The sequence below is a fragment of the Athalassotoga sp. genome (genome assembly GCF_049965695.1).
Classification (GTDB): domain Bacteria; phylum Thermotogota; class Thermotogae; order Mesoaciditogales; family Mesoaciditogaceae; genus Athalassotoga.
Genome location: NZ_JBMFWB010000035.1, coordinates 1 through 7,025 on the forward strand (window position 1 = coordinate 1; position 7,025 = coordinate 7,025).

The 7,025-nt window shown below is 40.5% G+C and carries 7 protein-coding genes; all 7 read left to right on the forward strand.

Going from position 1 to position 7,025, the window contains the following annotated elements; genetic code table 11:
- The coding region (locus tag ACP5NR_RS08500; protein ID WP_428006329.1) for an ROK family protein at nt 1-909 on the forward strand (909 nt) is incomplete at its 5' end.
- Nucleotides 899-1,483, forward strand: coding sequence for a D-sedoheptulose-7-phosphate isomerase (locus ACP5NR_RS08505; protein ID WP_428006330.1), 585 nt, complete (start codon nt 899-901; stop codon nt 1,481-1,483). The genes ACP5NR_RS08500 and ACP5NR_RS08505, both read left to right, overlap by 11 nt.
- Nucleotides 1,480-2,481, forward strand: coding sequence for a hypothetical protein (locus tag ACP5NR_RS08510; protein ID WP_428006331.1), 1,002 nt, complete (start codon nt 1,480-1,482; stop codon nt 2,479-2,481). Before ACP5NR_RS08505 ends, ACP5NR_RS08510 begins: the two co-directional genes overlap by 4 nt.
- A 6-nt stretch (nt 2,482-2,487) precedes the next feature.
- Nucleotides 2,488-4,317 carry a PfkB family carbohydrate kinase gene (locus tag ACP5NR_RS08515; protein WP_428006332.1) on the forward strand — a complete coding sequence of 610 codons (1,830 nt, stop codon included), beginning with the start codon at nt 2,488-2,490 and terminating at the stop codon, nt 4,315-4,317.
- The gene (locus ACP5NR_RS08520) at nt 4,314-5,615 is read left to right on the forward strand and encodes a GH1 family beta-glucosidase (protein WP_428006333.1); all 1,302 of its coding nucleotides are present in this window, start codon (nt 4,314-4,316) and stop codon (nt 5,613-5,615) included. The genes ACP5NR_RS08515 and ACP5NR_RS08520 overlap by 4 nt, the downstream gene beginning before the upstream one ends.
- Before the next feature lie 37 nt (nt 5,616-5,652).
- The gene (locus ACP5NR_RS08525) at nt 5,653-6,129 is read left to right on the forward strand and encodes an ECF transporter S component (RefSeq protein ID WP_428006334.1); all 477 of its coding nucleotides are present in this window, start codon (nt 5,653-5,655) and stop codon (nt 6,127-6,129) included.
- On the forward strand, nt 6,126-6,890 hold the full coding sequence (locus ACP5NR_RS08530) for a carbohydrate kinase family protein (RefSeq protein WP_428006335.1): 765 nt from the start codon (nt 6,126-6,128) through the stop codon (nt 6,888-6,890). The genes ACP5NR_RS08525 and ACP5NR_RS08530 overlap by 4 nt, the downstream gene beginning before the upstream one ends.
- Nucleotides 6,891-7,025: the final 135 nt, after the last annotated feature.

Here is a 7,025-nt window from a genome sequence, read left to right on the forward strand (position 1 = left end):
GTTGGTCTCGACATAGGTGGTACAAAGACGGCGATCGTCGTCGGAAATGAAAAACTCGAAATCATAAATCGATACGAATTTTCAACAAAACCCAAACTGGGCTTTTCCGATTTTTTTGAAAGATTGTTGAATTACCTTTCCAGCATAAATCATCCTATCGATGCCATAGGAATATCGGTGGGCGGGCCTTTAGATGCCGAAAAGGGGATAATCTACAACCCTCCACACCTTGGATGGGGAACTGTGTATTTACTCGATGAGATGAAGAAACATTTTAAATGTCCCGTTAAAATCGAGCACGACGCGAAGGCTGGAGCTATCGCCGAATTCGAACTTGGCGCGGGAAGAGGATTTAGAAATATAATCTTTCTTACGCTTGGAACAGGCCTTGGGGCCGGAATAATCATAAACGGAGAGATATACAGAGGATCATCTAACATGGCAGGCGAGGTGGGCCACATAAGGATCGCAGAAGATGGACCCGAAGTTTACGGAAAATCAGGATCGTGGGAATCTTACTGTAGTGGGGATGGTATCGCTAAACTTGCCCGATACCTTTTTCCAGATTATTTTCCAAGAAGAACAACGGCCCAGGATATCTCTAAAATAGCATTGTCGGGAGATGAAAAATCGATAGAGGTTTTAAAAAGGAGCGGAAGATATCTTGGAATTGGATTGGCAAATCTCTTCGATATTTTAGATCCAGACAGGATCATTCTCGGAAGTTTGAGTTTGCGTCTTCCGGATATATGGATTGATGAGGCCAAAGAGATCGTGAAAAAAGAAGCGCTCGATGGTCCAAACGCCGTTAACAGAATAGTTAAATCGGCGCTTGGAGAGCGTATAGGCGATTATTCAGCCTTGATAACCGCTTACAAAGCGCTAAAGGAGGGCAAAAATGGATCTTGAAAAAATCGTTGCGGACGCTTTTGAAGAAAGCGTAAGCGTCAAAGAGAAATTCGTAAAGGCTTATTCAAAGCAAATAATCGATCTTTCATCTGAGATCGCTAAGAGGGTAAAAAATGGTGGTGGCGTATTTTTCATGGGTAATGGCGGCAGCGCCGCGGACGCGGCCCATCTTTCGGCCGAACTTGTGGGGAAGTTTTACATGAACCGTTCTCCGATAAAATCCGCATCTTTCGCGTCTAACTTATCTATTCTTACTGAAATACCGAACGATTTCGGCTTTGAATATCTTTTCGAGCGTCAAGTTGAGGCTTACGTCAAACCGACAGATGTGATTGTTGGAATAAGCACAAGCGGAAAATCCGTCAATGTCATTCGCGCATTGAAAAAAGCAAAAGAGATCGGGGCTTTTACCGTGGGATTTACGGGAAGGTATGGCGATGAAATGAAGATTTGCGATGTGTTATTCAAAGTTGATTCGGATAAAACTCCTCGCATTCAAGAGACACATATATTGCTTGGTCATACATTGTGCCAGTTGATCGAGTACGAAATGTTTGGAGATGATAAATCATGATGGAATACAAGGGAAAATATCAAATAGTAGATCTTGGTGAGGTTAAGACGTACTCGCTGTTCACAAGACCAAGTGAAGTGTCTTTGGAAAATCTTATCGATTTGAAACGAATCTTGAATAATCCATTGATGTATGATTCCAAAGAACTTAGAATAGTCGCCGACGCGATAATCGACGCGAGAAAAAATGGAAAGCCTGTGATAGTTTTCTCTGGCGCTCACGCGGTCAAAAATGGACTGTCTCCGATATACAACGATCTTATAAATCGAAAGATCATAACCACTTTTGCGAGTAACGGCGCGTTTACCATACATGACTTTGAACTTGCTATTTCTGGAAAAACATCTGAAAATGTGCCACATGCCCTTGAAAAAGGTTTATTTGGCTTTGCCGAAGAAACAAATAAATACATAAACAACGCATTAATTCACGGAAATAAACTCAAATTAGGATACGGAGAATCAATTGGAAGGTTGATGGCTGGAGAAGCGTTTCCAGAAAAAGTGAATTTTCCACACAAAGAAATTTCCGTTCAATACAACGCTTTTGTAAATGATGTCCCATTTTGTGCACATTGCGCGATAGGCGATGATATCTACCATACCACAAAGTATTTCGATGGAGAAGCCATCGGTGGATGTTCGGGCAGAGATTTTTTGATCTTCGCAAATGAAGTTACAAAACTCACAGATGGGGGCGTATGCCTTCTTATAGGATCTGCGGTTATTGGAGTTGAGGCGTATTTGAAGGCGTTTTCGATAGCGGCCAATATCGGAAAGACGCCAAACAAAATAATCACGGCAGACTTTGACCTAAGAGAGGCAAATATTTCCGATGCGCAGATGAGTAAAAAAGATCAGCCCACTTATTATTTCAGAGACATAAAATCCATCGTCGTGAGAATTCCAAATGCCTTCAACGGCAGAGGGTATTACATAAAGGGCGATCAAAATCTGACTCTTCCTACGCTTTACAAACTCATAATGGAAAAGATCTGATAACCTATGAAAAAAGTGCTTGTCATAGGAGATCTTTTCCTCGATCGTTATTTTTATTACGATCCCAATTATGGATCTCCAAGCCTTGAGACGGGAATAAGGCCTATCGTCGCGATCAGGGAATCATTCGCTCCTGGCGCCGCCGGAAATGTCGCGAAGGATTTCGCACTTTTCGGTGCGGATGTGAGAATTGTAAGCGCAATCGGAGACGACGGGAATGGATTTGAACTTGTAAGGGCACTTAAAGCGAGGAAGGTCGATACGAATTTTTTGGTAATCACATCTGACAGGCCTACACCGGTTTATTCGAAATTCATAAATACAGAAACAAACAAAGAGGATCTTCCGCGCGTCGATCTTTTACCAACAGAATCGATAAGTAAAAAGGTAATAGATGAACTTCTACAAAAATTAAATCAAAGTTTAGAATGGGCAGATACCATTGTCATCCTTGATCAGATGGATGATCCAGATCTTGGCGTTATAACAGAAGAAGTTAAAGATTTACTCGGTAAGGCAAGAATGAAAATGTTCAAACCATTTTTTGTCGATTCAAGAAGTAGACCGTACGCTTTTGAAGGGTATACAATCAAGCCAAATTTAAAAGAATTTGAAAAAATGGCATCTCATCCACACTTACTTGACGCTCCAAATTTACCACCGCAAATAATTGTCCAGCGTTACGCCATAAAAGTGTCTCAAATGCTTAGATCCGATTTGGTCATAACAGCGAGTGAGGATGGGGCATACGTCGTTGAAAATGGTGAACTTTTCAGAATATTCTCGATGCCAGTTGATGTTGTTGACGTTACAGGCGCAGGAGACGCTTTCATGGCCGCGATGGTCGTGACATATTTAAATGGTAGAAACGATCTTGTTAAATCAGCCGTCATTGGTCTTAAGGCAGGCAATCTTTGTGTTAGTCAGCATGGAACCGGAGAATTTGATATCGATGATGTGCTAAAACTTCCGGATCCTAAAGTAGAGAAAGTTTTATCAGAAAAGATATTCGTGAATCATCCAAAAAATACTGGCAAATTCAAATTTGCCCTGTTTGATTTCGATGGCACTCTTTCTCTTTTGAGAGAAGGATGGCAATCGATAATGAAAGAGATGATGATCGAAGAGATAACTGGCGATAAAAATTTGCCTGAAGAAGACTTTTTAAAAATTGAAAGAGAAATTGAAGATTACATAGAAAGGACAACGGGGCAACAGACGATATTGCAGATGATGGATCTTGAAAAGATGGTTAGAAATTATGGCTTTGTCTCGGAGAATAAGATAAAAACTCCAATGGAATACAAAAAGATCTACAACCAAAGGTTGAAAGAAGTTGTGAAAGAAAGAATTAAAAATGGTCGATTAAATGAATATCTGCTAAAAGGATCTTATGAATTTTTGACGGATTTGAAAAATCATGGAATAAAGATCTTGACGGCTTCCGGAACCGATCTGGAAGATGTTTTAGAGGAATCTGAATTGCTTGGAATAAAATATTTCTTCGATGGAGGGATCTATGGCGCTGTCGGAGCTGATTACAAAGAACACACAAAAGAGATGGTTATAAAACGCTTGATAGATAAAAACAATCTCAATGGATCTGAACTCGTGATCTTTGGAGATGGACCGGTTGAAATCTCTGTCGGGAAAAACTTTGACGCGTTCACTGTTGGTGTCGCTTCAGATGAAAAGAAAGGATATGGATGGAATCTCAAAAAATTTCAGAGGCTCAAAGATGTCGGGGCCGATCTTTTGATACCTGATTTTACGGTAAAAGTGGCTCTGGAAAAAATATTTTTGCATATTTCAAAGCAAAAAGAGGGCATGAAATGACAGAAAAGATTTTATCAGACGATTTTCTATGGGGCGTTGCGACTTCGGCTTATCAAATTGAGGGCTCACCTTTAGCAGATGGATCGGGTCCTTCGATATGGCATAGGTTTTCGCATACGCCCGGTACAATTTACAAAGGTGACACCGGCGATGTAGCGTGCGATCATTACAATCGATACAAAGCGGATGTTCAACTTATCAAATCGCTTGGATTCAAAGCATACAGATTTTCCATTTCATGGTCAAGGATTTTTCCTTACGGCAAAGGCAGAGTAAATGAAAAAGGAATGGATTTTTACGATAAACTCGTCGATGAATTGTTGAAGGCAGAAATTGTTCCATTTGCAACGCTGTATCATTGGGATCTTCCCGCTGCGCTGCAAGACCTTGGAGGATGGACAAACAGAGACGTGGCGAATTGGTTTGGAGACTACGCCGATTACCTTTTTCAAAGACTTGGAGACAGGGTAAAATACTGGAGCACGATAAATGAGCCATGGGTTATAGCAGTTATGGGATATATGTACGGAGTACACGCACCGGGTATAAAAGATATATTTGCCGCTTTTTCCGCCATTCACAATCAACTTAGATCTCACTCAAATGCCGTTAGAGCCTTTCGGGAAAGAAACATAAATGGGAAGATAGGAATAACTCTTTCCAACAGAGATCATCAAAGCGCATCTGATGATCAAAAAGATTTGAATGCCGCAAAGATTGCAAATGCATTTTTTAATTATCCACTTTTCCTTGAACCGATTTTCAATGGATCTTATCCCAAAGAAATGGATTATCTTATAAACGCTTACATGCCGAAAGGATATGAAAAAGACCTTGATGAGATAAAAATGCCGGTCGACTTCGTCATAAATTACTACTCCAAAGGTACGGCATCATATGATAGAGATGATCCTCTCGGATTTAAAAGTACTGTAAATCTTTCTCAAGATAACACAAATGCATATTTTGATTTTTACGGATTTCTCAAAAATCTTCAAGATACTTACGATTTAAAGGAAACGTACTTTACAATAGGCGGGATCGATTGTGCCGACATGGTTGAAAATGGCAAAGTTCATGATAAAAAAAGGATCGATTTTCTTAAATCACAAAAGGAGATGATTGTAAAAGCAGTCAAAGATGGTTTAAAATTAAAGGGATGCTTTATCTGGTCTTTAATGGATAATTTTGAATGGTCTTTTGGATATTCAAAAAGATTTGGTATAGTTTACGTTGATTACAAAACTCAAAAAAGGGTTGTAAAAGACAGTGGAAAGATGCAAATAAGGGGTGATTAATTTGAAGGCAAGATCTGTTGTTTACGGAGGGGTATTGTTGGCTGTGGGGTTAGTACTTTCTGTCGTTATTCACTCAATAGGAGGCCAGCAATTCGGAACGATCTTTGGTCCGCTGAACTTTGTGGCACTCACAACCGGCATAGTGGCAGGGCCGTGGGTGGGACTAACCGTAGGAATAGTTTTGCCGCTTTTGAGCAGTGTAATTTTTGGCATGCCACCTTTGGTGCCTCCCATTGCAATTTTTATGGCCTTACAACTTGGAACTTATGGGATTCTTACAGGTTTATTTGAAAGGCGTCGTATGAACGTCTATCTTAACCTTGCAATTTCCATAGTGGCCGGTGGAGTGGTTTATTCACTCGGATATTACGTCATAGGTTACATGGTCGGAATTCATCTTCAGCCACTTACAGCAATTTTATTGAGTTTTGCCCTCGGACTTCCGGGCATCGTCATTCAATTCCTTTTGATTCCCGCAATAAGATATTCCATCAAACGTGCAAGAAAGTCATGATAGACATAGTCGGCGGTGCATTCAGAGACGTACTTTTTTACGGGCAAATTCACGCAGACGATGTGATTGAAATGCCAGGTGGCACGGGATACAACGTTTTTGCAGGATTACGCGAAATTGGAATAAAATCGGCCTTTCACTGTGCCACCGGAGATGATTGGCCCTTTGAAAATTTAAGACATGTGAATGGTAAGAGCGGTATCTTTGTCTGCAGAAATGAAACAGAGATACTTGCAGTCTACAGAGGAGTTAATTTGAATCCGCCGGTCGAAGAGATCAAATCAAAGATTCTCTTTTCAACTCTTGAATGTGGAGGAAGCACATTTGAAAAATACGCCAGAGCGATGAAAAACTCAGGTGGAATAGTTATTGTCGACCCTTCTCCTGTTTTCGAATGGAAAAAAGAATACGCAGCACTTTGCGATGTTTTGATCCCAAATGAAAGAGAATTTGAAAGCATCTCTCCTTCAAAATTTAAAGAGATTTTCTTGAAACTCGGTGAAAATGGCGGTAAATATATCCAAGATACCGTTGAGATATCCAAAAATATCTCTAAAAAGGGAAATTTTCCTCTCGGATGCGGAGATGCTTTCGATGTTGCCGTTATTTACGGCCTTTTAACGGGAAAAGGTCCGGAAAAGACTTTAGAAATGGCCGTTGATTTGGGGCAAAGTGTCTCTTTTTTGCGTGGCAGTTCTTATGCCGTAGTTGAAGCGGTTAAAACCGCAAAAAAGCGTTTCTTCAACGTTATTGAAAAATAAGAAAAATTTTGACTTCCAAGATCGCGTTTTTTAAGGGGGGTAAGACAGGGGTGAGTATGATCATACCCGGGGGTGTCCAAAAGTGAAAATGTGGTGATTTTAGAGCGAAATGCTGGAAAACGTTGCCACGTAAGG

Excerpts from the sequence above, each read along its gene's own strand:
- ACP5NR_RS08505 (WP_428006330.1), top strand. The coding sequence starts at position 899 with ATGGATCTTGAAAAAATCGTTGCGGACGCTTTTGAAGAAAGCGTAAGC.
- ACP5NR_RS08510 (WP_428006331.1), top strand. The coding sequence starts at position 1,480 with ATGATGGAATACAAGGGAAAATATCAAATAGTAGATCTTGGTGAGGTT.
- ACP5NR_RS08515 (WP_428006332.1), top strand. The coding sequence starts at position 2,488 with ATGAAAAAAGTGCTTGTCATAGGAGATCTTTTCCTCGATCGTTATTTT.
- ACP5NR_RS08520 (WP_428006333.1), top strand. The coding sequence starts at position 4,314 with ATGACAGAAAAGATTTTATCAGACGATTTTCTATGGGGCGTTGCGACT.
- ACP5NR_RS08530 (WP_428006335.1), top strand. The coding sequence starts at position 6,126 with ATGATAGACATAGTCGGCGGTGCATTCAGAGACGTACTTTTTTACGGG.